At 69.5% G+C, this 25970-nt stretch carries 32 protein-coding genes; 18 read left to right on the top strand and 14 right to left on the bottom strand.

The features are described 5' to 3' along the window. Positions 1-168 precede the first annotated feature (168 nt). The 4 genes from JUB11_RS30230 to JUB11_RS30245 all read right to left on the bottom strand — a co-directional run bounded on the left by JUB11_RS30230 (position 169) and on the right by JUB11_RS30245 (position 3737). Positions 169-615, bottom strand: a complete 447-nt coding sequence (locus JUB11_RS30230; RefSeq protein ID WP_207462522.1) for a GNAT family N-acetyltransferase — start codon at positions 613-615, stop codon at positions 169-171. 43 nt (positions 616-658) lie between these two features. After that, complete coding sequence (locus JUB11_RS30235) at positions 659-835, bottom strand: hypothetical protein (protein WP_207462523.1); 177 nt, start codon at positions 833-835, stop codon at positions 659-661. A 190-nt stretch (positions 836-1025) separates the two neighbouring features. Continuing rightward, positions 1026-1940, bottom strand: coding sequence for an alpha/beta fold hydrolase (locus JUB11_RS30240; RefSeq protein ID WP_207462524.1), 915 nt, complete (start codon positions 1938-1940; stop codon positions 1026-1028). A gap of 108 nt (positions 1941-2048) precedes the next feature. Further along, a complete protein-coding gene (locus JUB11_RS30245; protein WP_207462525.1) occupies positions 2049-3737 on the bottom strand; it encodes a cache domain-containing protein in 1689 nt (562 codons plus the stop codon). A 392-nt stretch (positions 3738-4129) separates the two neighbouring features. On the opposite strand from JUB11_RS30245, the gene JUB11_RS30250 reads away from it, so the two are divergent. Together JUB11_RS30250 and JUB11_RS30255 are read left to right on the top strand one after the other, a co-directional pair. Continuing rightward, a complete protein-coding gene (locus JUB11_RS30250) occupies positions 4130-4387 on the top strand; it encodes a hypothetical protein (RefSeq protein ID WP_207462526.1) in 258 nt (85 codons plus the stop codon). A gap of 332 nt (positions 4388-4719) precedes the next feature. Then, positions 4720-5958, top strand: a complete 1239-nt coding sequence (locus JUB11_RS30255) for a TIGR03862 family flavoprotein (protein ID WP_207462527.1) — start codon at positions 4720-4722, stop codon at positions 5956-5958. Positions 5959-6003: 45 nt separating this feature from the next. Here the strand turns inward: JUB11_RS30255 and JUB11_RS30260 are convergent, their stop codons facing one another. After that, a complete protein-coding gene (locus JUB11_RS30260) occupies positions 6004-8097 on the bottom strand; it encodes a PBP1A family penicillin-binding protein (protein WP_348771539.1) in 2094 nt (697 codons plus the stop codon). A gap of 224 nt (positions 8098-8321) precedes the next feature. On the opposite strand from JUB11_RS30260, the gene JUB11_RS30265 reads away from it, so the two are divergent. After that, positions 8322-8633 carry a polyhydroxyalkanoic acid system family protein gene (locus JUB11_RS30265; protein WP_207462529.1) on the top strand — a complete coding sequence of 104 codons (312 nt, stop codon included), beginning with the start codon at positions 8322-8324 and terminating at the stop codon, positions 8631-8633. Between the two features lie 51 nt (positions 8634-8684). On the opposite strand, the gene JUB11_RS30270 is transcribed toward JUB11_RS30265, so the two are convergent. Then, positions 8685-10397 (bottom strand): HAMP domain-containing methyl-accepting chemotaxis protein, encoded by a 1713-nt coding sequence (locus JUB11_RS30270; protein WP_207462530.1) that lies wholly within the window; start codon positions 10395-10397, stop codon positions 8685-8687. Positions 10398-10563: 166 nt separating this feature from the next. Continuing rightward, entirely contained in the window at positions 10564-11592 is a 1029-nt protein-coding gene (pspF, locus tag JUB11_RS30275) for a phage shock protein operon transcriptional activator (protein ID WP_207462531.1), read from the bottom strand. Positions 11593-11770: 178 nt separating this feature from the next. On the opposite strand from pspF, the gene JUB11_RS30280 reads away from it, so the two are divergent. The 4 genes from JUB11_RS30280 (at position 11771) to pspC (ending at position 13414) form a co-directional block, all read left to right on the top strand. Further along, positions 11771-11926 (top strand): hypothetical protein, encoded by a 156-nt coding sequence (locus JUB11_RS30280; protein ID WP_207462532.1) that lies wholly within the window; start codon positions 11771-11773, stop codon positions 11924-11926. A 34-nt stretch (positions 11927-11960) separates the two neighbouring features. Next, positions 11961-12632 (top strand): phage shock protein PspA, encoded by a 672-nt coding sequence (gene pspA, locus JUB11_RS30285; protein ID WP_207462533.1) that lies wholly within the window; start codon positions 11961-11963, stop codon positions 12630-12632. Between the two features lie 95 nt (positions 12633-12727). Further along, positions 12728-12955, top strand: a complete 228-nt coding sequence (gene pspB / locus JUB11_RS30290; protein WP_207462551.1) for an envelope stress response membrane protein PspB — start codon at positions 12728-12730, stop codon at positions 12953-12955. 45 nt (positions 12956-13000) lie between these two features. Then, positions 13001-13414 carry an envelope stress response membrane protein PspC gene (gene pspC, locus JUB11_RS30295; protein WP_207462534.1) on the top strand — a complete coding sequence of 138 codons (414 nt, stop codon included), beginning with the start codon at positions 13001-13003 and terminating at the stop codon, positions 13412-13414. A 442-nt stretch (positions 13415-13856) separates the two neighbouring features. Here pspC and JUB11_RS30300 read toward each other — a convergent pair whose 3' ends face one another. The 4 genes from JUB11_RS30300 to JUB11_RS30315 form a co-directional block, all read right to left on the bottom strand. Then, positions 13857-14378, bottom strand: a complete 522-nt coding sequence (locus JUB11_RS30300) for a hypothetical protein (RefSeq protein ID WP_207462535.1) — start codon at positions 14376-14378, stop codon at positions 13857-13859. Between the two features lie 11 nt (positions 14379-14389). Further along, complete coding sequence (locus JUB11_RS30305; protein WP_207462536.1) at positions 14390-14986, bottom strand: hypothetical protein; 597 nt, start codon at positions 14984-14986, stop codon at positions 14390-14392. Positions 14987-15205: 219 nt separating this feature from the next. Beyond that, positions 15206-15952: a ChrR family anti-sigma-E factor gene (locus JUB11_RS30310; protein ID WP_247887435.1), complete on the bottom strand. Its 747-nt coding sequence runs from the start codon at positions 15950-15952 to the stop codon at positions 15206-15208. Continuing rightward, entirely contained in the window at positions 15949-16551 is a 603-nt protein-coding gene (locus tag JUB11_RS30315) for a sigma-70 family RNA polymerase sigma factor (RefSeq protein ID WP_207462537.1), read from the bottom strand. Before JUB11_RS30315 ends, JUB11_RS30310 begins: the two co-directional genes overlap by 4 nt. A gap of 301 nt (positions 16552-16852) precedes the next feature. Here JUB11_RS30315 and JUB11_RS30320 point away from each other — a divergent pair, with 301 nt between their 5' ends. The 7 genes from JUB11_RS30320 (at position 16853) to JUB11_RS30350 (ending at position 22253) form a co-directional block, all read left to right on the top strand. After that, entirely contained in the window at positions 16853-17395 is a 543-nt protein-coding gene (locus JUB11_RS30320) for an invasion associated locus B family protein (protein WP_207462538.1), read from the top strand. An 88-nt stretch (positions 17396-17483) separates the two neighbouring features. Further along, positions 17484-18653 (top strand): 23S rRNA (adenine(2503)-C(2))-methyltransferase RlmN, encoded by a 1170-nt coding sequence (rlmN, locus tag JUB11_RS30325; RefSeq protein WP_207462539.1) that lies wholly within the window; start codon positions 17484-17486, stop codon positions 18651-18653. Between the two features lie 99 nt (positions 18654-18752). Next, complete coding sequence (locus tag JUB11_RS30330) at positions 18753-18983, top strand: hypothetical protein (RefSeq protein ID WP_207462540.1); 231 nt, start codon at positions 18753-18755, stop codon at positions 18981-18983. 13 nt (positions 18984-18996) lie between these two features. Further along, complete coding sequence (locus JUB11_RS30335) at positions 18997-19251, top strand: hypothetical protein (RefSeq protein ID WP_207462541.1); 255 nt, start codon at positions 18997-18999, stop codon at positions 19249-19251. A gap of 61 nt (positions 19252-19312) precedes the next feature. Then, positions 19313-20548 (top strand): argininosuccinate synthase, encoded by a 1236-nt coding sequence (locus JUB11_RS30340; RefSeq protein WP_207462542.1) that lies wholly within the window; start codon positions 19313-19315, stop codon positions 20546-20548. Between the two features lie 150 nt (positions 20549-20698). Then, positions 20699-21019, top strand: a complete 321-nt coding sequence (locus JUB11_RS30345) for a helix-turn-helix domain-containing protein (RefSeq protein WP_207462543.1) — start codon at positions 20699-20701, stop codon at positions 21017-21019. Then, complete coding sequence (locus tag JUB11_RS30350; protein WP_207462544.1) at positions 21000-22253, top strand: type II toxin-antitoxin system HipA family toxin; 1254 nt, start codon at positions 21000-21002, stop codon at positions 22251-22253. Before JUB11_RS30345 ends, JUB11_RS30350 begins: the two co-directional genes overlap by 20 nt. On the opposite strand, the gene JUB11_RS30355 is transcribed toward JUB11_RS30350, so the two are convergent. The 3 genes from JUB11_RS30355 to JUB11_RS30365 all read right to left on the bottom strand — a co-directional run bounded on the left by JUB11_RS30355 (position 22213) and on the right by JUB11_RS30365 (position 23541). After that, complete coding sequence (locus tag JUB11_RS30355) at positions 22213-22521, bottom strand: ribbon-helix-helix domain-containing protein (RefSeq protein WP_207462545.1); 309 nt, start codon at positions 22519-22521, stop codon at positions 22213-22215. The genes JUB11_RS30350 and JUB11_RS30355 overlap by 41 nt on opposite strands. 107 nt (positions 22522-22628) lie before the next feature. Further along, complete coding sequence (locus JUB11_RS30360; RefSeq protein WP_207462546.1) at positions 22629-22973, bottom strand: helix-turn-helix transcriptional regulator; 345 nt, start codon at positions 22971-22973, stop codon at positions 22629-22631. Positions 22974-23331: 358 nt separating this feature from the next. Next, positions 23332-23541 carry a hypothetical protein gene (locus JUB11_RS30365; RefSeq protein ID WP_207462553.1) on the bottom strand — a complete coding sequence of 70 codons (210 nt, stop codon included), beginning with the start codon at positions 23539-23541 and terminating at the stop codon, positions 23332-23334. Between the two features lie 144 nt (positions 23542-23685). Here JUB11_RS30365 and JUB11_RS30370 point away from each other — a divergent pair, with 144 nt between their 5' ends. The 4 genes from JUB11_RS30370 to JUB11_RS30385 all read left to right on the top strand — a co-directional run bounded on the left by JUB11_RS30370 (position 23686) and on the right by JUB11_RS30385 (position 25767). Then, positions 23686-24063 (top strand): YkvA family protein, encoded by a 378-nt coding sequence (locus JUB11_RS30370; RefSeq protein ID WP_211112641.1) that lies wholly within the window; start codon positions 23686-23688, stop codon positions 24061-24063. Between the two features lie 2 nt (positions 24064-24065). Next, on the top strand, positions 24066-24506 hold the full coding sequence (locus JUB11_RS30375; protein ID WP_207462548.1) for a hypothetical protein: 441 nt from the start codon (positions 24066-24068) through the stop codon (positions 24504-24506). A gap of 95 nt (positions 24507-24601) precedes the next feature. Beyond that, complete coding sequence (locus tag JUB11_RS30380) at positions 24602-24958, top strand: helix-turn-helix domain-containing protein (protein ID WP_207462549.1); 357 nt, start codon at positions 24602-24604, stop codon at positions 24956-24958. A 77-nt stretch (positions 24959-25035) separates the two neighbouring features. Further along, positions 25036-25767 (top strand): YoaK family protein, encoded by a 732-nt coding sequence (locus tag JUB11_RS30385; protein ID WP_207462550.1) that lies wholly within the window; start codon positions 25036-25038, stop codon positions 25765-25767. Positions 25768-25970 lie beyond the last annotated feature (203 nt).

Below are 25970 nucleotides of genomic sequence, written 5' to 3' on the forward strand. Positions count from 1 at the left end.
CAACTCCTCGAACCGCCCGGTGCGGACCCGCATGCCGGGTGGTGTGGGAGGGGTGCGGTCCACTAGGATCGCCCCCTATCCCGATTGGTGCGCCCGGCATGGGCGAAGGAATGCGGAAGCCGCCGGATGTCCGGTCGGCAGGGCGAGGATTAGCTGAGCGGACCTCCGTCAGGAGAGCGTCTTTTCGAAATAGACCCGGTTGAAGCCGTCCTCCGTGCGGCGCCCGACCTCGGCGTAGCCGAGCCTGGGATAGATCGCGAGATTCTCGCTCATCGCCTCGTTGGTGTAGAGATGAACGGTGTCAAGGCCGAGGTCCCGCGTGGCCTCTTCACAGAAGCCGATCAACCCCTTTCCCACGCCACGGCCGGCCGCATCGGGACGGACGGCCACATTTTCCAGGAGAACGTACCCCTCTTCCGCGCGGAACACGATGAAGCCCTGGAGGCGATCCCGCTCATCCACCGCGACATGGACCTCTCCGGCTGCGATCCGCGCCGCGAAGTCGGCAATCATCGGGGCGGGCTTCCGTCCGATCAGCGGCACGTAGCGCGCATAGGCCTGTTCCGCGCAGGCTCTGATGTCCGCTTCGTCACCCGCCGAAGCCCGCCTGATCATGCCACCCTCCCGCCTGTCTGATGCGATCCTGCTCCGGGGCAAGCTATGGCGCAACGAGCGGAACGGGTTGCCGCCGCTCGCCGCCGTCCGGATCGAGCAGCCGCGCCAGACCGGCGCAGCCCTCATGCCAAGTCTCCTCGAAGAAGCCGTCCGTCCAGACCGGCTCGCCGGGAAGGATGATCCGGCGGCAGCAGAAACAGGTGCTGGAACGGGCGGGCATGGCGGGATCCGGGCTGGTGGCGCGCGCTCTTTCCACCTTTACGAGACCTTCCGGGATTCGGATCGTTTCTCGACACATCGGGTTCGCTCGCTTCGAGCCGCCTTGCGAGGGGCTTTTGCTCGTGAACCAATAAAGAAGGGGCGGCCCCGCGGGACCGCCCCTTTCGCCCGGCAAGCCTGTCCGTTGCCGGTCAGGGCGCCTTGAGGAAGCCGACCAGCTCGTGCTGGAACAGAAGGTGGCCCTTCTGAAGGTGCATCATGTGGCCGGCCTCGGGCACGATCACGTAGGCCTTGCGCGGGTTCGGGAGCTGCGCGAAGAAGGGCAGCAGCCCGTCCGTGTCGGCGACGTCGTCGTGCTGGCCGTGGATCAGCAGGGTCGGAACGGTCACCAGCCGGGGGTTGACCATCGGCAGGCTGGTGGCGAGGTCGAGCTGCGGGCCGGTCGGGGAACTGGGCTCGGCGATCACCGCCGCCTTGGCGAAGCTGTCCACCACCTCCTCTTCGTTGACCGACGCCGGGGCCATGGAGGTGAAGCGCGGCTTCCAGCCGGCCTCTGGGATGGTGACGTAGGCGTTCGCGCGGAAGAAGTCGATCCGAGCACGGCGCCGGGCGACGTCCGGGCTGTCCACATGCATCTGGGCGTAGCTGACGTAGCGGCGGACCTTGTCCGGGTTCTCCATGACGTACATGCCGCCATACTGCGTCCCCCAGGACCAGCCGACGAGATCCACCTTGGCGGCGCCGCGCAGCGTCAGCACGTAATCGACGGCGGCGCGCAGGTCGTCCTTCGCCTGGGCCGTGGTCATGTGCCCGGCGGGGCGGGTGGAGCGGCCGAAACCGCGCGTGTCGAGCGCGAAGACGTCGAAGCCCTCGCGCGCCAGCCGGTCCATCAGGCTGTAGGAGGGCTTGCCGGGAACCTGGAGGTCGAAGCTCTCCCGGCCCGCCGTGGCGGAGCCGTGCGCCAGCACGACGATGGGCTTGCCCTCCGGCGTGCCCTGGGATTTCTCCCAGAGATGGATCCGGACGTCCCCGTTCCCGACCCAATGTTCGGTTCCGGTGATGCCGGCGGCCATGGCGGCCGGGCAGGCGAGGGCGTAGAGGGTCATCCCGAGTCCGAGCAGGAGTGCGCGTCTCATCATTCCAACCTGTTTTTGTTTGTTTGTCATGCGAAGAGAAGGGCGGCGGTCATGCCGCCCTTCGAGGGCCGTGCCCCGTCAGGCCGCCTTCAGCGTGGCGATGAAGCCGGCGACCTCCTCGCGCAGCCGTTCGGCCTCGCGGGCCAGCCCTTCCGAGGCGCCGAGCACCTGGCTGGCGGCGGCGCCGGTGTCGGTGGCGGCACGATTCACCCCGACGATGTTGCTGGAGACCTCCCCGGTCCCGCGCGCTGCCTGGGCGACGTTGCCGGAGATGTCGCGGGTGGCGGCGTTCTGCTGCTCGATGGCCGAGGCGATGGCGGTCGCGATCTCGTTCATCTGGCCGATGGTGCGGCCGATGTCCGCGATGGCGCCCTGGGCGCTGCCGGTCGCACCCTGGATCTCCTTGACCTTGGCCTGGATCTCCTCGGTCGCGCGGGCGGTCTGGGTCGCCAGCGCCTTGACCTCGCTCGCCACCACGGCGAAGCCCTTGCCGGCCTCGCCCGCGCGGGCCGCCTCGATGGTGGCGTTCAGCGCCAAGAGGTTCGTCTGGCCGGCGATGCTGTTGATCAGCCCGACCACCTCCCCGATCTGGCTCACGGCGTCCACCAGCCCGTTGATGGTGTGGCTGGTCCGCTCCGCCTCGTCGACGGCCTGGACGGAGATCCGCGTGGAGGTGGCGACCTGACGGCCGATCTCGCCGATGGAGGCGGACAGCTCCTCGGTGGCGGCGGCCACCGTCTGCACGTTGGCGCTCGCCTGCTCCGACGCGGCGGCGATGGCCGTGATCTGGCGGACGCTGTGCCCGGCGGCCGAGGAGAGCGAGGAGGCGGAGCCCTGCATCTCCGCCGCCGCCGAGGCGACCGTCTCCACGATGCCCTTCACGCTGCCCTCGAAATCGGCAGCCAGATCCAGCATCGCCTGGCGCTTCTCCTCCTCGGCGCGGCGCGCCAGTTCGGACTGCTCGGCTTCCAGCCGGACCCTGGCCTGCGCGTTCTCGCGGAAGACGCGGACGGCCTTGGCCATGGCGCCGATCTCGTCCCGGCGCCCGGCCTCGGGGAATTCGACCGACAGGTCGCCGCCGGCCAGCGCGTGCATCTTCCGGCCCAGCCGCGCGATGGCGGTGCTGACATTCTGGCCGACCAGCGCGATCAGCGCGATGGCGGGCAGCGCCAGCAGGGCGATGACGCCGAGCAGGGTCCAGAGCTGGCTGTAGAAGGCCGCCTGGAGGTCGTTGATGGTGACGCCCGTGCTGATGAAGATCTGCCAGGGCTCGAATCCGCGGACGTAGGACAGCTTCTCTTCCGTCTCCTCGGCGCCGTTGTTGTTGACGAACCAGGGGTAGAGGTAGGTGCCCTCGCCCCGGCGGGCGACCGCGACCATCGCCGGCAGGATCGGCACGCCGTTGGCGTCCTTCAGCCCGGAGGCGTCCTTGCCCATCACCTTGGCGTTGGGGTGGGCGAAGCCGAAGTTGTCGTAGGTGTAGGCGAAGAGATAACCGTTGCCGTGATACTTCAGCGAGAGCAGCAGCTCCTTGAAGCGCTCTTGCGCCTGGTCCCGGCCGATGGCGCCCGCGGCGGCGTCGGCCTCCAGCTTGACCGCCAGGCTGTGGCCGGCGTCCACCAGCGCCTTCAGGCTGTGCACCCGGTCCTCGTACATCCGCTGCTGGTTCAGGTACAGGCCGGAACCGGCGATGGCGAAGGACGCCACGCTGGCGGCGGCCACGAGGCCCCACAGCTTGGCCCGGATCGACAAATGCAAATTGAGCATGACCCCCAACAATCTCTATTACAAACTACCAAACCACGCTGTTTCCTTCGTTAGAGGTAAAAGCTTACCTAAATATTGAGGTATGCGCGTTTTCACAGATGCGTAGAATGCCGCATAACTGGCATTGGCGTGGTTGTATTTGTCTGAGGTTGCATTTCTACAGGAGCGCTCCTGTCGGAAATCCTGTCGAAATCTCGTTTGCTTTTTCAACCATTGGGCAGTGCCGGGAGGGCGGAGCGGCAGCCCGGCAGGACCGTTGCGCATCCGCCGGAATGATGCGGCGGACAGAACGGGAAGCTGCTAAGACGGTTTTGTCATTCGGGAGCGGGCCTGCGCCGCGGCGGACGTCCGGTCCCGGCTGTATGAACCACCCTAGGAAAAGGACGACCCCGATGTCGAACCTCCACAAACAAGCCATGGACGCGGTGCTTCAAGCCGCGGCGCACGACATCGTCGCCACCCTTCAGGAACGCGGGGTCGAGGACAAGCACGGCGAGGACGGGGACCTCGTGGTGATGGACGTGGCCATCCTGCACGCCTACCGCATCTTCATGCGCATCTGCGAGGAACACGGGCTGGAGGCCGACGCGGGCTACTTCGCCGACATGGCCAACGACCTCGCCGACGAGGTCGCCCAGGACGTCGACTGAGCGCCATAGAAGGAGCCCCTTTTCCCGGAATCAGGGCAAGCACATGTCTTCCAGCTCGGCCATTCGAGAGAACGCAACAGTTTGCACGTCATCCCCGCGAAAGCGGGGATCCAGAGGTCCGCAAGGCGGATCTCACGCAAGCTTCTGGACCCCCGCTCTCACGCAAACGTCGTTTGCGCTGACGCGGCAGGCGGATGCCCACGGCATTCGCCGAGAGCGTTTCGCGGGGGTGGCGGAAAGGTGCTTTTCTCCCACGGGCGTGCTGCTGAGAGACATGTGTGACGGCCCTGGCCTGGGGAGAGGGGTTCCGAGCCACCCCAGGGGAGCATTCCTTGAGCATTGACGTGGCCGTCGTCGGGGCGGGACCGGCCGGGCTGATGGCGGCGGAGGCGATGGCCGCGGCCGGACGGTCCGTGGCGCTGTACGAACACACGCCCACCCCCGCCCGCAAGCTGCTGCTGGCCGGGCGCGGCGGGCTGAACCTGACCCATTCCGAACCGCCGGACGCCTTCGCCGCCCGCTACGGCGGGCAGGAGACCTTGTTCCGCGATCTGCTGGCCGGCTTCTCGCCGTCGGACATGCGGGACTGGGCGGCGGGGCTGGAGATCGAGACCTTCGTCGGCAGCAGCGGGCGCGTCTTCCCGGTGCAGATGAAGGCCTCCACCCTCGTGCGCGCCTGGCTGCGCCGGCTGGAGGGGCTGGGCGTGACGCTCAACACCCGCCACCGCTGGACCGGCTGGGACGGGGAGGGCCGGCTGGTCTTCCGCCGCGCCGGTGGGGAGGAGACGGCCATGGCGCCGCGCGCCACCCTCCTGGCCCTGGGCGGGGCGAGCTGGCCGCGCACCGGGTCGGACGGCGCCTGGACCGGGCTGCTCGCCGCGCGCGGCGTTGAGATCGCCCCCTTCCGCCCCTCCAACATGGGTTTCGAGGTTCCCTGGTCCGACCACCTGCGCGGGCGCTTCGCCGGAGAGCCGGTGAAGAGCGTCGGGCTCTCCTTCGGCGGGCGCCGCTTGAAGGGCGAGTTCGTGATCACCGAGGCGGGCGTCGAGGGCGGGGCGGTCTACGCGCTGAGCGCGCCGTTGCGCGACGCGGTGGAGCGCGACGGCTACGCCGTGCTGACGCTCGACCTGCTGCCGGACATGGCGGAGGCGGAGCTGCTGAAACGGCTGCGCCGGCGCGGGGCGGAGTCGCTCTCCACCTTCCTGAAGAAGGCGCTGTCCCTGACGGGTGCGCGTGCGGCACTCCTGCGCGAGTTCGCTCCCGCCGCCGACCTCGGCGACGCGGCGGCGCTGGCGCGCCATCTGAAGGGGCTGGCCATGCCGCTGACCGGCATCCGCCCGCTGGAGCGCGCCATCTCCAGCGCGGGCGGCGTCCGGCTGGAGGAGTTGGACGGCTCCCTCATGCTGAAACGCCTGCCGGGCGTCTTCGCCGCCGGTGAGATGCTGGACTGGGAGGCGCCGACCGGCGGCTATCTCCTCCAGGGCTGTTTCGCCATGGGCCTGCGGGCCGGGCGCGGCATCCTGGACTTTCTGGAGAGGGAGAGCCATCAGCGGGGCGGGCCGACGGAGTGACGGGGCGGGCCTTCCGGCCCGTCTCCGCCGCCCCTGTTTCCGGCCTCAGTGCTGGTTGGTCTCGTAGTCGTACTGGACTCGGGGGGCACTGCCCCCGGAGCCCGTCAGCTTCTCGATCAGCGAGCCGATGCCGCTGACGACCCCGCCGCCGGAGGCGGGGACCGGGGCGGGTGCCGCCGGGCGGGCGGCATAGACCGGGGCGGCGGCCCCGCCGGGCAGGGACCGGACCGGCTTGCCGGCATGAGCGTCCATCATGAAGGCGTGCCACAGCTTGGCTGGCAGCGTGCCGCCGGTGACGCGCTTCATCTCCGAATTGTCGTCGTTGCCCAGCCAGACGCCGGTCACGAGGTCGGCGGTGAAGCCGACGAACCAGGCGTCGCGGTAGTCCTGGGTGGTGCCGCTCTTGGCCGCCGCCGGGCGGTCGAGCTTCGCCGCCTTGCCGGTGCCGTACTCGATGACCCCCGCCATCATGCCGGTGAGCTGGCCGGCGTAATAGGGATCCACCACCGGGGCCGACCCGCCCCCCTTGCGGCGGTAGAGGAGGTTGCCGTCGCGGTCCTGGATCTCCTGGATCGCGTAGGCCATCATCGGGCGGCCGCCGTCGGCGATGCCGCCATAGGCGCGGGTCAGCTCCAGAAGGCTCACCTCGCTGGTGCCGAGCGCCAGGGAGAGGTCGCGCGTCAGCGGGGAGCCGACGCCGAGTGCCGCCGCTACCTCGCGCACGGGGTCCACGCCGATCCTGTCGATCAGCCGCACGGTCGCGGTGTTGGAGGAATGGGCGAGCGCCGCCGCCAGCGACAGGTTGCCCCGGAACTTGCCGTCGTAATTGCCGGGGCTCCAGTTGCCGATGCGCACGGGAGCGTCGGCGATGGCGCTCTCCGGCGTCCAGCCGGCCTGGAGGGCGGCAAGATAGACGAAGGGCTTGAAGGCGGAGCCCGGCTGGCGCTTGGCCTGGGTGGCGCGGTTGTACTCGCTGGCGTCGTAGTCGCGCCCGCCGACCAGCGCGCGGACGGCCCCGTCCGGCGTCATGGCGACGATGGCGCCCTGGCGCGCGTTGGCCGCGGCGGCGGGGCCGGACAGCATCTCCTCCAGCCGCTGCTCCGCCGCGCGCTGGAGCTTCAGGTCCAGCGTGGTCCGGACGATGACGTCGCCATGGCCCGGGCCGATGAACTCCGGCACCAGTTCGGTCACCCAGTCGGCGAAGTAGCGCCCGTCGCCGCCCGGCTTGTGCCGGGGCGCCGGGGTCGCCGTGCGCGCCACCGCGCGCTCCTCGGCCGTGATGAAGCCGGCATCCTCCATGGCGGCCAGCACGACCTGGGCGCGCTGCGCCGACTCCTCGGGGTTGGAGGTCGGGGCGTAGCGCGAGGGCGCCTTCAGCAGCCCGGCGATCACCGCCGATTCGCGCAGGTCCACCTGCGTCGCCGGCTTGCCGAAATAGGTGCGCGCCGCGGCGTCCACGCCGAAGGTGCCCGCCCCCAGATAGACGCGGTTCAGGTAGGCGGTGAGGATCTGGTCCTTGGTGAAGCGCCCCTCCAGCCAGACCGCCAGCATCGCTTCCTGGATCTTGCGCCTCATCGACCGTTCCGGGGACAGGAACAGGTTCTTGGCGAGCTGCTGGGTGATGGTGGAGCCGCCCTGCAGGGTCCGGCCGCTCTTCCAGTTCACGTAGATCGCGCGGGCGAGGCCCATCGGATCGACGCCGAAATGCGAGTAGAAGCGCCGGTCCTCGATGGCGAGCACGGCGTTCACGAGGTGCGGCGGCAGGTCGTCGACGCTCAGCGTCGTGCCGTACAGGTCGCCGAACCGCGCGAACTCGCTGCCGTCGGCGGCCAGCACCACGACCGAGGCGCGCCGCTCGAACTGCGCCACCTTGGAGATGTCCGGCAGGTCGAGGGCGAAATAGCCCAGCACCATGCCGCCGGCGATCCCGCACCACAGCCCGGCGACCAGCGCGACGTTGGCGAGGGTGCGCAGGATGGGGCGCCGCCGGGTGGGCTCCGCCTTGCGCGGCGGGCGGGAGGGCTTGGGCGCGCGCGACGGCGGCGGGGCCGGGCGCTTGCGGCGCGGCGGCTCCCCGCCGCCGTTTCCGCCGCCGGGCCGGGGACCGGGGAACAGATCTTGCGGTCGGTTGGGTCTCACGGCTCGGTCGCGGCTCCTCTGACGTGGCGGTCCTCGGCGGGCGCCCTTTTCCGACCTATAGCCCCGCGACCCCATTCTCCGAAAGAGCGGGTGGGGCCGGACTCGGTTTTGTCTCCGCAGCGTGGCGGAAGAATGGCGGCGGTGGCCCATGCCGGTGGATCGAAACGGCGGCTGGGCTGTTGTCCAGGGTCCTGGTTTTTGTTCCGGACCGGAGGCCGAACGCCATGCCCAAGCCCATGACCATCTCCATCCCGCATCAGCTCGGCCGGGCGGAGGCGAAGCGGCGCATTCAGGAAGGGATGGGCCAGGCCCGCGCCCAGCTCGGCGCCGTCGCCACGAGCATGGAGGACAGCTGGAGCGGTGACCGCATGGATTTCCGCGTGGTGGCGCTGGCGCAGGCCGTGTCCGGCCGGATCGAGGTGCGCGAGGATGCCATCGACATGGAAGTCGAGCTGCCCTGGGCGCTGGCGATGCTCGCCGGCAAGCTCAAGACGCGCATCCAGCATCAGGGCACGCTGATGCTGGAGAAGAAGTAGGAAGCGGCCAAGCAGGAGCGGCCCCGGACTGTATCCGGGGCCGGTCAGGCCCTACGCGGCGCGGACGCCGTCGAGGAAGGAGGTGACCTCGGCGCGCAGCGTCGCCGCCTCGCGCGCCAGGCCGCCGGCGGCTTCCAGCACCTGGGCCGTCGCCGCCTGGGTCTCGCCCATCACGCCGTTGACGCCGGTGATGTTCTCCGACACGTCGCGCGTGCCCTCCGTCGCCTGCTGGAGGTTGGCGGCGATGCTCTGGGTCGCCGCCGCCTGCTCCTCCACCGCCGCCGCGACCATGGCGGCGATCTCGTTCATCTGATTGATGGTCCCGGCGATGTCCTGGATCGCCGACACGGCGTTGCCGCTGGCCGCCTGCATCTCCGCGACCTGGGCGGAGATCTCCTCGGTCGCCCGGGCGGTCTGGGTGGCGAGCGCCTTCACCTCGCCGGCGACGACGGCGAAACCCTTGCCAGCCTCGCCCGCGCGGGCCGCCTCGATCGTGGCGTTCAGGGCCAGCAGGTTGGTCTGGCTGGCGATGTCGCTGATCAGCCCGACCACCGCGCCGATCCGCCGCGCCGATTCGGAAAGCGCCATCACCAGCTCGTTGGAGCGGCCGGCCTTCTCCGCCGCGGCGCCGGCGATGTCGGAGGAGCGCCCGACCTGCGAGCCGATCTCCTGGATGGAGGCGCTCAGCTCCTCGGTCGCGGCGGCGACGGTGCCGACGTTGGCCGAGGCCTGCTCGGCCGAAGAGGCGACGGCGAGCGCCTGGCGGCCGGCCCGCTCGGCCAGCGCCGACATGCCGGCGGCGGTGGACTGCATCTGCGTGGCCGAGGAGGCCACCGCCTCCACCACGCCCTGGACGCTGCCCTCGAAGCGGGCGGCGAGGTCGAGCATCGCCTGGCGGCGCTCGCGCGCCGTCGTCTCGCGCAGGGCCTCCTGCTCGGCGGCCATGCGGCGCAGGGCCAGCGCGTTGTCGCGGAAGCGCTCCAGCGAGCGTGCGAGCGAGCCGACCTCGTCCTTGCGCCTGGTGCCGGTGACCGCGACCTCCAGGTTGCCGTCGGCCAGCTCGGACAGGGCCGAGGCCATGCGCGCGACCGGGCGCGCCACCATGGCGTGCGCGATCCAGAGCAGCAGCCCGATGCCCGCCGCCATGCCGCCGGCCAGCACCGCCGTCACCGTGCGCACCGTGCGCCCGGCGACGGCCTCCGCCTCCGCGACCGCGCGGGCCATGGCCGCCTCGCTGCGCTGGACCGCGGCTTCGACCGCCTTGCCGATCTGGACGCGCGCCTGTTCCGTCTCCATGGCGGTGAGGTCGGCGGCCATCTCCTTCTCGTTGGCGGCGCTGTATTCGATGACGGCCGAGGCCGACTGCTCGTAGCCCGTCAGCAGGCCCTGGAGTTTGCGCGACGCCACCTCCTCCGCCTGGTCGGGCGCGCTCTTGGCGAGCGCCAGGGCCAGCGCCTTGGCCTCCTTGGTGAGACGGTCGAACTCCTCCCCATGGGCGCGGATCGCCGCCTCGCGGCTTTCCAGCACGGCGCTCTTCTCCTGGATGACGGCGGCGTTGACGATCCGGCTGAGCTGCGTGAGCTGGATCTGGCGGGCGGCCTCCCCGCTCAGGACGCCCTGGTTCATGGCCTGGAGCGAGGCGATCCGGTCGGCCGTCAGCCACACCGCGCCGGCACCCGCCGCGAGCAGCAGCAGGGTGGGGACGAGGAGCTTCCGGGTGATGGGCAGATTGGCGAAACTCGGCTTGGCGAATCGGATTGCCATGTCGATGACCTCCAGCGCGCGGCCCGCGGCTGTCGCCCGCGGGCTCGTTTTCTTTTTCTCCTTCGAGCTTAAGCACTTCGCTCCCGGCCCTGTCCATTAGGACAATGGGCAGCAACGGATAGTACCGCCGCCTGACCTTTCCGGGGGTGGTGCAGGGAACGGGGGCTCAGCCGTCCTGCGGCCCGCCGATGAGCCCGTGCTTCTTGAGGTAGCCGCGGAGCTGGTGGTAGCCGAGCCCGAGCGCCTCGGCCGTGCGGCGCTGGTTGAAGCGGTGCCCTTCCAGCGCCGCCCTCAGCAGCCCGGCCTCGTAGGAGGCGACCCTCTCCAGGAAGTCTCCCTGCGGGACAGGGTCTTCCGGGGGGAGCCGGTCTGGCGCGGGGATGTCCGGAGCGGGAGCCTCCGCCGCAAGCGAACCATCCGCCCACCGCCGGGCGAAGGGGTCGAGGATGATGGTCTCCACCGGTCCCTCCGGGTCGGAGGCGGCGACCGAGCGCTCGACCGCGTTGCGCAGCTCGCGGACGTTGCCGGGCCAGCGGTGGCCGCGCAGCTCGTCGAGCGCTCGCGGGGTGAAGCCGGCGAAGAAGGGGCGTTCCAGCTCGCGGGCCATGCCCAGCGCGAAATGCTCGGCCAGCGGCGGGATGTCCTCAGGACGGGCGCGCAGCGGCGGGAGGTTGATCACGTCGAAGGCCAGCCGGTCCAGAAGGTCGGCGCGGAAGTCGCCCCTCTCGGCGAGCGCCGGCAGGTCGGCGTTGGTGGCGCCGATCACCCGCACGTCCACGGTCGCGGTGCGGCCACCCACCCGCTCGATCTCGCCGTATTCGACCGCGCGCAGAAGCTTCTCCTGCACGGCGGTGCTGGCCGTGGCGATCTCGTCCAGGAAGAGGGTGCCGCTGTCCGCCTGTTCCAGCCGCCCCGCCCGGCGGCGCACGGCCCCGGTGAAGGCGCCGGCCTCATGGCCGAACAGCTCCGAATCCAGCAGCGTCTCCGCTAGCGCCGCGCAGTTCACCTTCACGAAGGGCCGGTCCCAGCGGCGGGACAGGTAATGGAGCCTCGCGGCCACCAGCTCCTTGCCGGTGCCGCGCTCCCCGATGACCAGCACGGGCCGCTCCAGCGGCGCCACGCGGGAGACGTGGGCCAGCGTGGCGAGCAGGGCCGGGGATTCGCCCAGCAGTGGCGGGAGCGAGGCTTGGGGCATGGTCGCTTCGGCGATGATCTGTGAGTTTTCACGAACTATTCGCTGAAAAAGCTAATCCTCCCGGCGGGCCGGGTCAAGGGCGCGTCCGGTGCAGGCCGGATTTCCGGGCTTTCCGGCCGATCGGCCGGTCTGGCACGGCGTTTGCGATGCCGGTGGCATGTCCAAGGAGACAAGCCCGATGAGCAACGCCAACGACTTCCGCCGCCAGTACGACCGCTATGGCCGTGAGGCCCGCCCCTTCGTCGAACGCGCGCGGCGCTATCTCAGCACCCGCCCGACCGAGAGCTGGCTGTTCTTCGCCGCCGGCATCCTGGTCGCCGGCATCCTCGGCTGACGCACCCGTCCCACCCCATAGGGAATCTTCGACCATGAGCATCTTTTCGCGCCTGACGGACATCGTTCAATCCAACCTCAACGCGCTGCTCGACCGCGCGGAGGAGCCGGAGAAGATGATCCGCCTGATCATCCAGGAGATGGAGGACACGCTGGTCGAGGTCCGCTCCTCCACCGTGAAGATCATCGCGGAGAAGAAGGAGATCGAGCGGCGCGTCCTCGAGCTGCACCGCGAGCGCGACGCCTGGGACGGCAAGGCCGAGACGGCCCTGACCCACGGGCGCGAGGACCTCGCCAAGGGCGCCCTTCTCGCCAAGCAGAAGGCGGCCGAGCAGGCCGACACGCTGTCCCAGCAGCTCGTCCATGTCGAGGAGGCCTTGTCCAAGGCCAACGAGGACATCGGGCGGCTTCAGGCAAAGCTGACCGATGCCAAGAACCGCGAGGCGGCGCTGGTCGCCCGCACCAAGACCGCGGCCAACCGCGTGAAGGTCCGCACCGCCATCCATGACGAGCGCATCGACGACGCGCTGTCCCGCTTCGAGCAGGTCGAGCGCAACCTCGACGAGCTGGAGGGCCGGGTCGAGACCTTCGACATGGGCCGGACCAAGTCCCTGGCCGAGGAGATCGGCGAGCTGGAAGCCACCCACAAGGTGGAGGAGGAGCTGAGCGCCCTGAAGGCCCGCATCGCGGCGCGGCGCGGCGCCTGAGCCGGCCCGGAGACGGCATCTCCCCTCCCGTCCGGCATGGCCGGGCGGGGGGGTGCGCTTCCCTTCCCATCCCCACGATGAAAGGCTGACCCGTGATGAGTGGTTTCGGCTTCGTCCTGCTGGTGCTGTTCCTGGTCTTCGTGGCGCCGCTGTGGATCATCTTCCACTACGTCACGAAGTGGCGCTCCCAGCGCGGCCTGTCGGCGCAGGATGAACAGCTGCTGGCCGAGCTTTGGGACATCTCCAACCGGCTGGAAGGACGCATCCAGGCGCTGGAGAGGGTGCTCGACGCCGAGGCGCCGAATTGGCGCAACAAGGTCTGAGGCGCGGTCCGCAAGGCGGATCGCACAGCGAACAGGAAGGCCGCGATGAACCGTTCCTCCCCTTCATCCCCGTTTGAATCGCCGAACCCGCACCGCCTCTACCGCAACCCGGAACGGGGCATCTGCGGCGGGGTGTGCGCCGGCATCGCCGATTACTTCGGCATCGGCACCGGGCTCGTGCGCCTGGCGGTGGTCGCCGCGGGGCTGTTCTTCTTCACCCTGCCGGTGCTGATCGGCTATGTGGCGGCGCTTCTGCTGCTGCCCGTCAAGCCGGCGCAGATCTACCGCACCGCCGAGGACGAAATGTTCTGGCGGTCGGTGTCGACGAAGCCCGACCGCACGCTGGCCGGCCTGACGCAACGCTTCCGGGATTTTGAAAAGCGGGTGATTTCTCTGGAAGCCCACGTGGCTTCCAAGGAGTTCGAACTGAACCGGGCGATCCGCGACCTCGACCGCTGAAGCGCCGGTTCCGGCCGACGCGGCCCATGGCCGCCTGTCGAGCCCGATGCGGGCCGCCGTGGCATCCTCGTGCGCGGTGGCCCCGCCACCCATGACGATGGAGAACCTCCGGCCCCTACGGGCGAGGGCTTACCGGTGGCGGCGGCGGTCGCGCGTGCGGATGCGCACGGGCTTGGGTTCCGGCCGAACCGCGACAAGGCCGGCCAGGATCACGGCCATGGTACCACCCAGCACTATGAGATCCATCCGTTGGTCCTCCGCTGTTCTCACCCGATGGTGAGGCAAGTAGGTTGAAACATGGTAGCGAAAAAAGCGAGGGCAATGTTGCAACCGGCGGAAATCGGGAACATCACCCTCGCCCAACGGGGTAGCCCAGCCCTTTCTGCGCGCCAAGGGCGGGCAGGGAGACCGGGCGCCGCCGGATCGCTCCGGATTCCGGCCTTCAGTCCTCCTGCTCCTGCACGGAGTGAATGACGAAGCCTTTGTGGTCGGGATAGCGGGCGAGCAGCTTTTCCCGCGCCTTCTTCTCGTCAAGCGCCCAGACGAGGATGCGGCGGCCGCGCTTCCAGCTCTCCTGGGCGGAAGCCACCAGCGCGCCGTTCACGCGCCCCGCATAGTCGGGGTGCGACAGCCGGGCGATCCAGCCCAGGTCGGCGCCGGTGCGCTGGTCGTCCAACACGTAGAGCGACCGGTCCAGGGCGTTGAACGCCTGCAGCCGCTGGTCGAGATCCTCGCAGGCGGCCTCCAGCGACTCCTTGCGTCGTTTCGCCTCCCGGATGGCGCGGGCCAGGGCCAGCGTGGCCTGGGCCGCGCGCCGGATGCGGTCCACCTGCGCCTGCCGGCGGGCGACCGCGTTCTCCAGCCGCGCCTCCACCGCCTCCAGATGCCGGCGGGCGCGGCTCACGCCGAAGAAGAGGGCGGTGGCCCCGACGAGGGCCGCGAAGATGTAGGGGCTGCTGTCCACGGGCCGTCCCCTCAGCCGGCCAGGGCGGTGATGCCGTCGGCGGGGTCCTTGTTGGCGGCCTTCGTGGGGCGGGCGGGGCCGGCGACGTCCTGGAGGCGGGTCACGACGAAGCCGAAGGCCGGCGGGTAGCGCCGTTCGATCTCCGACCGTGCCTCGATCATGGTGCGCGCCCACACCTGGATGGTCTGCGGCTGCGCCCAGGAGGAATCGACGAAGGCGTGCGCCCGCTGCTGCCCGGCCGTGCCGACATATTTGTTCACCACCAGGGCGATGTAGCAGGACAGGCCGGCGACCTCCTCCCCGATGAGGCGGATGAGATGGTCGCCGGCGCGCTGCGCGTCCTTGACCTGCCGTTCCAGCCCGCCGCGTCGCCTCACCAGATTGGCGTTCTCCTGCTGCGCCTCGCGCAGCGCTGCGGCCCGTTCCCCCTTGCGCGCCTCCAGCCCGGTTTCCAGCCGGGCGCGCCGGGCGAAGAGGTCGCGCAGGTTGCCGCCGTAGCGCTGTTCGAGCTTGCGCTCCCCCAGGAAGGCCACCAGCTTGGCGATGCCGAACGCGACCGCGGACAGGGCGAGAGCCGCGAAGAAGGCCTGGGCGTAATCCTGGAGCATGGGGCGGGCTCGGAATGCGGCGGGGCGCCGGTGGGCACGGCCGGGGCGGCCCGTCCGGGCGTGCTCGCCGCCGGCCGCCGGTCCCGCGAAAGATGCACGGGATTTTAGCCTATTTGAATTGGTTCGTCTCGCAACTTTGTCACAGGCCCCGCCCCGGACCCATGAGCAAAGCGCAGGGCTCGCGCCGCCTGGCCCCTCGCTGCCGGGCGCGGGTGCCGTTCAGACCCGGATGAAGCGGTTCAGGAAGCGGCCGATGCTGCCGGTCATGCGGATTTCGCCGTCGGCGACCGACAGGCACAGGCAGCCCTCCGGATCGGCCACCGGCCGGTGCGTCACCGCATCGTCGCCGACGCCGATGTCGCCGGGCAGGAACTGGTGAAACTCGTCGGAGAAGCCCCCGCGCAGCACCAGCGCCAGCTCGATCCCGTGATGGGTGTGTTCCGGCAGGGCCGAGCCGCCCTGGAGCCGCAGCAGCCGCGTGCGTGCGCCGCCGTTCGTGGGGATGTTCACGTAGGCGAGGCCGGGCATGGAGCGGCGCCAGGGCAGGCCGGACAGGTCGCCTTCCCCCGGCCCGCCGCGCCACAGCCGGGCCAGCCGGCCGCGCAGGGGCTCGGGCAGGAAGGGCGGCAGGAAGGGCGCGCCCGTCTGGATGGAGGGGGGAAGCCGGCGGGGCGGCTCGGCCGGCGCCTCGTCCAGCCGGGCCAGCAGGCGTTCGAGCCCGCCGGGCTCCAGCGGTTCGGGCTCCAGCTCCTCAAGCAACGCACCGCCCGCCGCCTCCATCTCCCGCACCGTGTGGCGGCAGGCGGGGCAGAGCGCCAGATGGGTGGCGATGGCGAGCGACGCGCCTTCGCCCAGCGCGCCGCCGGCATAGTCGAGCAGCAGCGGCTCGCCCGGATGGTGGGCCGGCGGGGCGGAGGGATGGGGGGGCATGGACAGGATGCCGTGCGGCAGCGTCAGCGTGCTCATCCGGCATCCCTCAAGGACTTGCGCAGCCGGTCCATGGCGAGCCGCAGGCGGGACTTCACGGTCCCCAGCGGGATGCCGGTTTCGGTGGCGATGGTGCTGTGGGGCTTGTCCTCGAAATAGGCCATGCGCAGCAGCACGGCCTGTTCGGGCGGCAGGCCGCCCAGCGCGTCGCGCAGCCGTCCGCTCGCCTGGGCGGCGGACAGCGCGCTCTCCGCGTCCTCGACGGGGTCGGGCACCAGCGCCGGATCGTCCAGGTCGATTTCCGGCCGCTGCTCGCGGCGCAGGGCGTCAATCCGCTTGTTGCGGGCGATGGTGAAGATCCAGGTGGCGGCGGAAGCCTGGGCCGGGTCGAAGGTTTCCGCCCGCCGCCAGACCAGCAGCATGACCTCCTGCGCCAATTCCTCCGCCGCGCCCGCGTCGCTGCCCAGCCGGCGAAGGTAGGCCTTCAGCCGTGGCGCGAACTGGGCGAACAGCGACGCGAAGGCGGCGCGGTCCTGCCGCCGCCCGACCGCGAGCAGCAGCGCTTCCGCGGACTCCTCGGAAGGCGCCGCGGCGGTGAAGGATGACGGCGCCGCGCCCGGCTGGTCGGTGTTTCGCATGGGCGCATTGAAAAGCAAGCGGGGGCGCCGCGCAAGGGCCGCGCAGTGCCCGCGTTGCGTGTGGGCGTGGTCGGCGTGGGCATGGCCGGGGCGCGCCGGGGCGCCGGGGGAAGGCCGGCCGGGAAGCGGGCCAGGGTGGAGGCGGCTGTGCTGCATCATGCCTCCTGATACGGAGCGCTCACTCGTTTGGATTAGGCTTCCCCTTATGATCTTCACCGAAGGGAGTGTCCCGGCCTGGAAAGGCCGGGCGGATTGGTCTAAGGTCCGCCCTTCCCAAAACCACGGAACAGTCGCACAAACGATGTTGGCAAACCGCACCCGCCGCCGCGCCGCCCGCGCCGCCCTGGTTCTGGCCGGCCCCATCCTGGTCGCGCTGGGCGGCACCGCCGCCGCCGCCGAGCCGCGCCAGCTCGGCACCTTCAAGGACTGGAACGCCTTCGCCTTCGAGGAGGGCGGCAACAAGGTCTGCTACGTGTCCAGCCAGCCCAAGAAGACCGAACCGGCGAACGTCCGCCGCGGCAATATCTATGCCCTGGTCACGCACCGCCCGGCCGAACGGGCGCTGGACGTGGTCAGCGTCCTCATCGGCTATCCCTTCAAGGAGGGCACCGAGGCGACGGTCGAGGTGGACCGCAAGCCCTTCTCGCTGTTCACGGACGGCGAGACGGCCTGGGCCCGTGACGCCGAGACCGACAAGGCGCTCGCCGCCGCCATGCGCGCCGGCGCCAGCATGACCGTGAAGGGGACCTCCTCGCGCGGCACGCGGACCACCGACACCTACAGCCTGGCCGGCATCTCGCAGGCCTACGAGGCGATCAACGAAGCCTGCGGCCTGAAGCGCTGAACGAAAAACCGGCTTTTCCCGTGAAATCGGCGCGGAATCCCGCGCCGGCCTTTTGACTCCTGGTGCTCCTGGCCTTATCTAGTGGGCCATGAGCGCCTCCAATCATGCGAATGCCTTTGCCCTGCCGGATGTCGATGCCGACGGGCGCAAGAACCTTGTCGGCCTGTCCCGCGAAGAGCTGGAGGGCGAGTTGCTGTCCCTTGGCCTGGAGAAGTTCCGGGCCAAGCAGATCTGGCACTGGATCTACAACCGCGGGGCCACCGACTTCGGCGTGATGACCACGCTGGCCAAGCCGGTGCGCGAGCGGCTGGCGGAGGCCTACATGGTCGCCCGGCCGACCGTGGTGCGCGACCTGAAATCCACCGACGGCACGCGCAAATGGCTGCTGCGCATGGCCGACGGCCAGGACGTGGAGGCCGTGCACATCCCCGAGGAGGACCGCGGCACGCTCTGCGTCTCCTCCCAGGTCGGCTGCACGCTGACCTGCCGCTTCTGCCACACCGGCACGCAGCGGCTCGTGCGCAACCTGTCGGCCGCCGAGATCCTGGCGCAGGTCATGCTGACCCGCGACATGCTCGGCGAATGGCCGGCCCCGCCGGACGGGCGCATGCTGTCCAACATCGTCATGATGGGCATGGGCGAGCCGCTCTTTAATTATGAGAACGTCGCCAAGGCGCTGAAGATCGTCATGGACGGCGACGGCATCGCCATCTCCAAGCGGCGCATCACGCTCTCCACCTCGGGCGTGGTGCCGATGATGAAGCGCTGTGGGGAGGAGCTGAACGTCAACCTCGCCGTCTCGCTGCACGCCGTCACCGACGAGCTGCGCGACATCATCATGCCGATCAACCGGAAATACCCGCTGGCCGAGCTGCTGGACGCCTGCCGGAACTATCCGGGCGTGACCAACGCGCGCCGCATCACCTTCGAATACGTGATGCTGAAGGGCATCAACGACAGCCCCGCCGACGCGCGGGCGCTGGTGAGGCTGCTCGACGGCATTCCGGCGAAGATCAACCTGATCCCCTTCAACCCCTGGCCGGGCTCGCCCTACGAGCGCTCGACCGACCGGGCGATCCAGGTCTTCGGCGACCTCGTCAACGCCGCCGGCTACGCCAGCCCGGTGCGCACGACGCGCGGCGACGACATCATGGCCGCCTGCGGGCAGCTGAAGAGCGCCTCGCTCCGCCTGACGGCCGCCGACCGCGCCGCCATGGAGAAGGTGCTGGCCGAGAAGGACGCCGAACTGGCGGTGTGACGCCGCCAAAACGGCCTCGCCCGCGACAAACCGTCCCTCGACAGGCCGCCCTTTGTGCGGTCAAGTGCGCGCCACATCGCCCCGCCCCCGGAGAGAGCCTTGCAGGAGCTGGTCCAGGATCCCGTCATCGGGATGACGCTGTTCAACGCGCTGACCGTCTGGCCCTTGTGGCGGATCCTGCGCCGCGCCGGGCTGAACCCCTGGTGGGCGCTGGCCGTCTTCGTGCCGATGATCGGTCTGGCGACGGTGTGCGGCGTGCTCGCCCACAAGAAATGGCCGGTCCTGCCGGAACGGGCCAAGCCCGTCCGCAAGGCGCGCCGCACGGCCTGAGGAGCATCGTCCCATGGAAACCGTCCTCGGCCTGCCGGCCTGGCAGGGCTATCTGATCATCGCCGCCATCCTGGTCTACACGCTGGTGGCGGGCGGCTGGGCGCTGGCCAAGGCGGGGCGCAGCCCGCTCTGGGTCATGTTCCTGCTGATCCCCTACGCGAACGTCCTCGCGATCTGGGCCTTCGCCTACATCCACTGGCCCTTCGTGGACGGTAAGGCGGGGCAGGATACAAGGGAACCTGCGCGGGATTCGGCCCCGCGGGCTTGAAGGCGCGCGGGAAAGGCCGTAGGGTCCCGGCTCTTCCCCTTCCATCCGCGTGAGTGGTCCCATGAGCGGCGCGTCCGGCAAACAGATCAAGAAAGTGGTGCTCGCCTATTCCGGCGGCCTCGACACCTCGGTCATCCTCAAGTGGCTGCAGGAAACCTACGCCTGCGAGGTGGTGACCTTCACCGCCGACCTCGGCCAGGGCGAGGAGCTGGAGCCGGCGCGCCGCAAGGCCGAGCTGCTGGGCATCAAGCCCGAGAACATCTTCATCGACGACCTGCGCGAAGAGTTCGTGCGCGACTTCGTCTTCCCGATGTTCCGCGCCAACACGCTGTACGAGGGCACCTACCTGCTCGGCACCTCGATCGCCCGGCCGCTGATCGCCAAGCGCCAGATCGAGATCGCCAACATGGTCGGCGCCGACGCCGTGTCGCACGGTGCCACCGGCAAGGGCAATGACCAGGTCCGCTTCGAGCTGGGCTATTACGCGCTACGTCCCGACATCAAGATCATCGCCCCCTGGCGCGAGTGGGACCTGAACAGCCGCACCAAGCTGATCGACTACGCCGAGAAGAACCAGATCCCCATCGCCAAGGGCAAGCGCGGCGAGGCGCCCTATTCCACCGACGCCAACCTCCTGCACATCTCCTACGAGGGCAAGGCGCTGGAGGATCCGTGGCTGGAGCCGGACGAGGAGATGTTCACCCGCTCCGTCAGCCCGGAGAACGCGCCGAACACCCCGACCTACGTCGAGGTAGAGTTCCGGCACGGCGACGCGGTCGCCATCGACGGCAAGGCCATGTCGCCGATGAACATCCTGACCGAGCTGAACCGGCTGGGCGGCGAGAACGGCGTCGGCCGCCTCGACCTCGTCGAGAATCGCTATGTCGGCATGAAGTCGCGCGGTGTCTACGAGACCCCGGGCGGCACCATCCTGCTGGCGGCGCACCGCGCCATGGAAAGCATCACGCTCGACCGGGGTGCGGCGCACCTGAAGGACGAGCTGATGCCCCGCTACGCGGAGCTGATCTACTGCGGCTACTGGTGGAGCCCGGAGCGGCTGGCGCTCCAGACGCTCATCGACCAGACCCAGGAGCTGGTGAACGGCACCGTCCGTCTGAAGCTCTACAAGGGCAACGTCACGGTCGTCGGCCGCAAGTCGCCGAACTCGCTCTACCGCATGGACTATGTCACCTTCGAGGAGGACAGCGTCTACAACCAGAAGGACGCGGAAGGCTTCATCAAGCTGAACGCGCTCCGCCTGCGTCTGGGCGCCATGGCGAAGCAGAACGTGAAGTAAGCCGGGCGGCAACGCCGGCCGGGAAAAAACGCGGTCCGCGCGAGCGGGCCGCGTTTTTTCGTTCTCGAGGTGCTTGGAGCGCGGCTCGCCTTGAGCGAATGGGTTCTATAGGGTACAAAGTTCGGCCTTAGGGAACCTGTAGGGTCCAGAATGCCAAGGGACGTTCTCCTCACCACCGACGAGCACGACGCGCTGGAGCGGCTGGGACGTCGGGTCCGGCTGGCCCGGCTGCGGCGCAACCTGACGCAGGAAGACCTGGCCGAGCGCGCGGGCACGACGCGCAAAACCGTCCGCGCGCTCGAACAGGGCCGCGAGACGGTGTCGGTCGGGCTGCTGCTCAAGGTCATGACCATCCTCGGCTACCCGGACCGGCTGCCGGCGCTGCTGGAAAGCGACCCGATCGGCGAAGACCTCGAAGAGGTCCACGGGCGCAAGCGCGCGGGAGGCGTCAGTGGCGTGGCGGATTTCTGAGAGCGGGCGCATCGACCGGCTGGTCGTGTTCTCGCTGGCGTCTGGCGCGCCGCAGCCAGCCGGCGAGCTTGTCTTCGAAGGCAAGGGACCGGTCCGGCGTTCCTTCTTCCGCTACGCCACGAGCTGGCTGAGGAACCCCGACGCGCCGCCCCTCGTTCCGGCCCTGCTGCCCAAGCGGAACAAGGCGGTGCGCAGCGACCCCTTCGAAGTGCCGCTTCCCTTCCACGATGCCGGGCCGGACGGTTGGGGCAAGAGCATCCTCGCCGCCGCCTTTCCCAACACCACGTTCGGCATGGGGGAGTTCCTGGCGGCGGCCGGCGACGAGCGGACTGGTGACCTGGGATTCGGCCCCACCCCCGAGGAAGGACCGCAGCGCTTCGAGCCGGAGGAGCCGTTCCTCGATTTGCCGGGCGCCGACGAAACCCTGGAAGAGCTGATGGAGGCGGCGGAGTCCGTCGAGGAGGGAAGGGCGGAGCGCCATCACCTCCGCCTGCTGTTCCGGTCGAGCGCCGATGTCGGCGGAGCTCGGCCCAAGGCGCGCGTGCAGCGTGACGGCAGGGGATGCATCGCCAAGTTCCCGGCACGCGGTGACCCTTTCGACGATCCGAAGGCGGAGGCGGTCTGCCTGTCGCTGGCCGGAGCGTGCGGCATCGAGGTTCCCGGCCACGAGACGGTCCGGATCGCCGGGCGCACCGTGCTGCTGGTCGAGCGGTTCGACCGCGCCCCGGATGGCCGCCGCTTCGGCTACATGAGCGCGGGAACGCTTCTCGGCCACCCGCCGGACGCCTACCACACGCGCCACAGCTACGCGGATGTGGCCGTACGCGCGCGGGAGATCGGCGCCCGGCCCTGCGAAGCGGACCTCTACCGGCGCCTCCTGTTCAACGCCTTCATCCACAACACCGACGACCATCTGCGCAACCATGCCTTCCTGCGCGACGGGGCGGAATGGCGGCTGTCTCCCGCCTTCGACCTCGTGCCGCACCGCCAAGCCCGGCTGGTGTTGCGCCCCGCACGCGACGTGGATCCGCATCCCGACCCCGCCATCGCGGCCCCAGCCTACCCGGCCTTCGACCTGAGCCGGGCCGAGGCCTCCGCCGTCTATGGGGAAATCGTCGCGGGTCTGACCTTGCTGCCGGACCTACTGGACCGCTACGAGGTGAGCAGGGGCGACCGTGCCCTCCTGCTGGACCTCATGCGGCATGCCGCGGCACCGCCTCCTTTTCCGGGTTGACCGTGGGGGAGAGCGGCGACGCCGCGCTGAAGTAGCCGACGACGAACAGACGCAACGCGCCGGCGAGGCCCATGCCGTCCCGGCGTGCATCAAGCGTGGAGCAGAGATGGTCCAGGGACATTCCTTCGCGGGCGCAGATCTCCTGAAGAAAAGTCCAGTAGGCGCTCTCAAGACGGACGGCGGTTCGGCGGCCGGCGATGGTCACGGTCCGGCGGACCATGCGGCAGGCCCGGTCATCGAGGGCATCCGTTTCTCCGGATCCGTTCATGCCCGTCACGCTCCTTCCCCACGGCTGGCATGAGGGGCCAGCATCCATGTGGATGGTTTCACATTACGTGAAAAAATTACAGAGCGGTTTTCACGAGGTGTGAAGTGTTAGCCGGCGTTCGTGACGTCCGTTTCCGCTTCAGCGCGCTTCTCGGCATCCTGGGGCGGCACCTGGCCGAGCTGGTCCAGGATCTTCTGCGCAAGCTCGAAGGGCACGGCGGCGATGATGCCGCGATAGACCCAGTCGAGCGTCACGCCGTACCGATCCGCGAAGGGAAGCATCTGCATCAGGTCGGGGAAGCGTCGGCCGTTCTCGTACTGCGACCAGGTGCTTTCACCGATGCCGGTGGCGTGGTGAATGTCGCGTGCGCGCAGGCCGAGAGCCTGGCGCGTCGCCTTGAGGCGGCGGCCGATCTCGGCGCGGCTGTGCGGAAGGGGCGAGGGCGTGGTCACACCGCGAGAGTGCCGCAGCGACGGCATGGAAGTCAGTTAACGCAATGACGGTGGCTTGTTTCACGCGATGTGAACGGCATTGGCATGGTGAGGCTCCGTCGGTGCGTTCATATCGGGATATGATGCTTCCGACACGGCATCAAGCGTCAGGTGGGCAGCCCTCCGGAACGGACGCCGTCCCGTGTCCGACGATCTCAAAGTCGAGCTTGACCGGCGCAATGCGGCCTTTCCGGGCAGCCGAAGCAACGCTGTGCCTTGGGCGGAGGTTCGGGCGAAACTGCGGCCATCCCGCGCCTGACCTGCTGGTCACGTGATTGGTTGAAAGCTGCAATCAAAAGCGACGGTTTGTTTTATCGCGTCACTTGGCGTCAGGACGTTCCGACTCCTCGGGGGTATCCCAGCTTTCCTTCCAGCGCTTTACCGCATCGGCATCGTAAACCCGGCCGGCGTCAACATCGGCGCGGCCTTCCGCCACGGCCTCGGAACGCGTGCCCTCGAAGAGCGCCGCCACGGCCTCTTCATGTTCGTGGGCAACTGCCGATTCTGGGGTTCGTGCCGGTTTCATCATGGAGCTTGATCTAAATCAGCGCATGGGCTGCCGCCACCCCCCTCTTCGGGATCATCGCTCCCATTGCGGTGTTTCCCGACGATGGACATATGTCCGGGGCCGGCGGGCGGAATGCCGGGGCGGCCCATGACTTCGGGAGATCCCATGACCCAGACCACGGAGATGACGACCCTGGATCCGGAACGCGTCGAGCGGGAGGAGCGCTTCGTGCGCCGCCGCTTCTGGGACAAGCTGCGCGCCAACCTCGACCGCGTCCCCTTCCTGGAGGATCTGATCGCCGCCTTCTACTGCGCGACGGATTCGGCCACACCCTTCAAGGCGAAGGCGATGCTGTTCGCGGCGCTGGCCTATTTCATCATGCCGGCGGACGCGCTGCCGGACTGGCTGCTGCTGGCCGGCTTCACCGACGACGCGGCGGTGCTCGCCGCCGCCGTCCAAGCCGTGCGGGTCAACATGAAAGACAGCCACTACGAACTGGCCCGCTCCCGCATCCGGGCGATGAAGGGGACGGCGGACGCCTGACCATGCGCCTGACTGCCCTGGCCGCCGGTGGTGCCGCCCTGCTCGCCGGTCTGGCCTCCGCCGGCGCAGCACGGGCGGCGTCGGAGTGGAGCGCGCGGACCGAGGCCGGGCAGGTGACCGCCGCCGTCGTGAAGCGCGGGAAGGGGCAGGTGCTGACGGTCGCCGTGCGGACGGACAGGGGCGTGCGGATCATGCCCCCTGTGCTGCGCATCGACGTGCCCGCCCTGGTCCGCGACCGCGTCCGGGGCCGCTTTCCCATGACGGTGCGCGGCAAGGACGGCCAGCCGCCGCGCGCGTCGATCCCGCTGGCCGGCGCGCTGGCCTTCGCCGGGCCGGACAGCAACGACGGCATGCTGCGCGTCGAGTTCCGCTACTGCCCCCCGGAACCCGCCCGCTGCGGCGTCGAGCGGGTGGACATTCCCGTGAAGGCCGGGACGCGCTGAGCAGGTGCCGCCAGCTTGGCTTGACGGCTCCATGGCGCAGCCGTAAGGGTGACTCACCGGATTCAGGAACCGTGACGGCCATGGTGCCGTGGGCCATGAACACAAAGCTTGTCCGTAATCCCGGCGATCCCCTGCCGGTGGACACCGACACGGATTGGGCTGCGGTCGCCGCACTCACCGAGGAGGAGATCCACGCCGCGGCCCTGGACGACCCCGACGCTCAGCCCTTGCCGAGGGACGGCAAGGGGCTGCGGAAGCTGGTCAATGTGAAGAAGCTGCGTGAGCGGTTGGGGATGACGCAGGAACAGTTCGCCGCGACCTACCGAATCCCGGTCGGAACCGTGCGCGACTGGGAGCAGCGCCGCAAGACGCCGGACGCCCCCGCACGCGCTTATCTCGTGGTGATCGAAAGCAACCCCGAACTCGTCGCCGGCACGCTCGACGCCGCGTAGGGAGGGCTGAATCCGTTTGCCGGGGCGGAGCCTGACGGCGCAAAATCGCCTGTCTCCCTCGGGAAGCGGATCATGGCATGCTGAGCGTGCGGAATCATGGGCGCAGCAGCGGCAAGGAGCGGCGGCTGGCCTGGTCGCTGGCGGCCGTCGCGGGCTGCGTGAACGCGGCGGGTTTCTACGCCGTGGGACTCTATTCATCGCACATGACCGGCGCCCTGTCGGTCCTGGCCGACCACATCGCGCTCGGCGACATGGCGGGCCTTCTCGTCAGCCTCGCCATCGTCGCGTCCTTCCTGGCGGGGACCATCGCCTCCACCCTGCTGATGAACGAGGGGGAGCGGCACCGGCTGAGCGCCGTCTACGCCTACAGCGTGATGGCGGAGGCCGTCCTGCTCGCGGCACTCGGCTGCGTGGATCTGTGGATCGCCGAGATCGCGCGCGGGCCGCTGCTGGTGCTGGGACTGAGCTTCCTGATGGGGCAGCAGAACGCCATCGTCACGCGCCTGTCCAACGCCCGCATCCGCACCACCCACGTCACCGGCATGGTGACGGACATCGGCATCGAACTCGGCAACATGCTGGATTCGGCCCTGCACCGGCGGTCGGCGGTCCGCTTCGCCCCGAACCGGGACAAGCTGATGCTCTACGGCCCGACGGTGCTGTGCTTCCTCGGCGGCGGGGTGGCCGGGGTGCTGCTCTACCGGGCCGTCGGCTCGGCACTGCTGCTTGGGCTGGCCGGGCTGCTGGCGGTCATGGCCCTGCCGACCATCCGGGCGGAGCGGGGGCGCCTGCCGGACGGCACGACATGAATAAAGGTTTGATGATTTGCGCAAGATCGAGTTTGGTAACCGAGTAGTTTGCAGCGGTGAGGTTCTGGGACCATTTGTTGAAGAGGAACCCCTGAAGATCGTACAGGGAGGTCAGCTGTCGCTAACAAGTCAAGTTGGCCGGTTTTCGTAACATGTGAGTTGGCCGCTCTGTTCGCTATTTGGACCGGGGGCATGCCCCCGGT

Source organism: Azospirillum sp. SYSU D00513 (assembly GCF_017356015.1).
In the GTDB taxonomy this organism is placed as follows: domain Bacteria; phylum Pseudomonadota; class Alphaproteobacteria; order Azospirillales; family Azospirillaceae; genus Azospirillum.

Bases quoted from the DNA above. Each gene is read 5' to 3' on its own strand.
- JUB11_RS30280 (WP_207462532.1), top strand. From the start codon at position 11,771: ATGAGCAACGCCAACGACTTCCGCCGCCAGTACGACCGCTATGGCCGT.
- JUB11_RS30380 (WP_207462549.1), top strand. From the start codon at position 24,602: ATGAACACAAAGCTTGTCCGTAATCCCGGCGATCCCCTGCCGGTGGAC.
- pspF (WP_207462531.1), bottom strand. From the start codon at position 11,592: ATGCCCCAAGCCTCGCTCCCGCCACTGCTGGGCGAATCCCCGGCCCTG.
- JUB11_RS30310 (WP_247887435.1), bottom strand. From the start codon at position 15,952: ATGAGCACGCTGACGCTGCCGCACGGCATCCTGTCCATGCCCCCCCAT.
- pspB (WP_207462551.1), top strand. From the start codon at position 12,728: ATGAGTGGTTTCGGCTTCGTCCTGCTGGTGCTGTTCCTGGTCTTCGTG.
- JUB11_RS30240 (WP_207462524.1), bottom strand. From the start codon at position 1,940: ATGACCCTCTACGCCCTCGCCTGCCCGGCCGCCATGGCCGCCGGCATC.
- JUB11_RS30345 (WP_207462543.1), top strand. From the start codon at position 20,699: ATGCCAAGGGACGTTCTCCTCACCACCGACGAGCACGACGCGCTGGAG.
- JUB11_RS30270 (WP_207462530.1), bottom strand. From the start codon at position 10,397: ATGGCAATCCGATTCGCCAAGCCGAGTTTCGCCAATCTGCCCATCACC.
- JUB11_RS30305 (WP_207462536.1), bottom strand. From the start codon at position 14,986: ATGCTCCAGGATTACGCCCAGGCCTTCTTCGCGGCTCTCGCCCTGTCC.
- JUB11_RS30355 (WP_207462545.1), bottom strand. From the start codon at position 22,521: ATGAACGGATCCGGAGAAACGGATGCCCTCGATGACCGGGCCTGCCGC.
- JUB11_RS30235 (WP_207462523.1), bottom strand. From the start codon at position 835: ATGCCCGCCCGTTCCAGCACCTGTTTCTGCTGCCGCCGGATCATCCTT.
- JUB11_RS30250 (WP_207462526.1), top strand. From the start codon at position 4,130: ATGTCGAACCTCCACAAACAAGCCATGGACGCGGTGCTTCAAGCCGCG.
- JUB11_RS30315 (WP_207462537.1), bottom strand. From the start codon at position 16,551: ATGCGAAACACCGACCAGCCGGGCGCGGCGCCGTCATCCTTCACCGCC.
- pspC (WP_207462534.1), top strand. From the start codon at position 13,001: ATGAACCGTTCCTCCCCTTCATCCCCGTTTGAATCGCCGAACCCGCAC.
- JUB11_RS30375 (WP_207462548.1), top strand. From the start codon at position 24,066: ATGCGCCTGACTGCCCTGGCCGCCGGTGGTGCCGCCCTGCTCGCCGGT.
- JUB11_RS30320 (WP_207462538.1), top strand. From the start codon at position 16,853: ATGTTGGCAAACCGCACCCGCCGCCGCGCCGCCCGCGCCGCCCTGGTT.
- JUB11_RS30265 (WP_207462529.1), top strand. From the start codon at position 8,322: ATGCCCAAGCCCATGACCATCTCCATCCCGCATCAGCTCGGCCGGGCG.
- JUB11_RS30340 (WP_207462542.1), top strand. From the start codon at position 19,313: ATGAGCGGCGCGTCCGGCAAACAGATCAAGAAAGTGGTGCTCGCCTAT.
- rlmN (WP_207462539.1), top strand. From the start codon at position 17,484: ATGAGCGCCTCCAATCATGCGAATGCCTTTGCCCTGCCGGATGTCGAT.
- JUB11_RS30365 (WP_207462553.1), bottom strand. From the start codon at position 23,541: ATGATGAAACCGGCACGAACCCCAGAATCGGCAGTTGCCCACGAACAT.
- JUB11_RS30385 (WP_207462550.1), top strand. From the start codon at position 25,036: ATGCTGAGCGTGCGGAATCATGGGCGCAGCAGCGGCAAGGAGCGGCGG.
- pspA (WP_207462533.1), top strand. From the start codon at position 11,961: ATGAGCATCTTTTCGCGCCTGACGGACATCGTTCAATCCAACCTCAAC.
- JUB11_RS30370 (WP_211112641.1), top strand. From the start codon at position 23,686: ATGACCCAGACCACGGAGATGACGACCCTGGATCCGGAACGCGTCGAG.
- JUB11_RS30335 (WP_207462541.1), top strand. From the start codon at position 18,997: ATGGAAACCGTCCTCGGCCTGCCGGCCTGGCAGGGCTATCTGATCATC.
- JUB11_RS30245 (WP_207462525.1), bottom strand. From the start codon at position 3,737: ATGCTCAATTTGCATTTGTCGATCCGGGCCAAGCTGTGGGGCCTCGTG.
- JUB11_RS30230 (WP_207462522.1), bottom strand. From the start codon at position 615: ATGATCAGGCGGGCTTCGGCGGGTGACGAAGCGGACATCAGAGCCTGC.